This window comes from Cupriavidus sp. WS (assembly GCF_000395345.1).
Classification (GTDB): domain Bacteria; phylum Pseudomonadota; class Gammaproteobacteria; order Burkholderiales; family Burkholderiaceae; genus Cupriavidus; species Cupriavidus basilensis_B.
On sequence record NZ_AQPL01000780.1, the window covers coordinates 1 to 328 of the forward strand.

Here is a 328-nt window from a genome sequence, read left to right on the forward strand (position 1 = left end):
ACCGGGCGGCAGGCATACTTTCTCGAGGTGCCGGGCACAGCCAGCGCCGCTGCGCTGTCGGTGGTGTCGTTCGAGGCAGTGGAGCGGATGGGCGAGCCCTATGCCGTCACCATCCAACTGACGCATCCGCTTGAGCTTGATCGAGCCGGGTATCTGGGCAAAGACGCGACCTTCCTGATCGCTCCCGCTGATGGCAGCGAGCCACGCAAGTTTGCCGGCTGCATCACGCGCTTCTCCAAGACCCGCCAGACCCGGGATTTCTGCGGCTACGAGATCGTCGTGGAGCCGCTCGTCGCGCGGCTGCGGCTCACACGTGCCAGCCGTATCT

The 328-nt window shown here is 65.5% G+C and carries 1 protein-coding gene; it reads left to right on the forward strand.

What is annotated here, in order from left to right:
* On the forward strand, nucleotides 1-328 hold a 328-nt coding region (locus K206_RS40755; RefSeq protein ID WP_043368116.1), incomplete at both ends, for a contractile injection system protein, VgrG/Pvc8 family.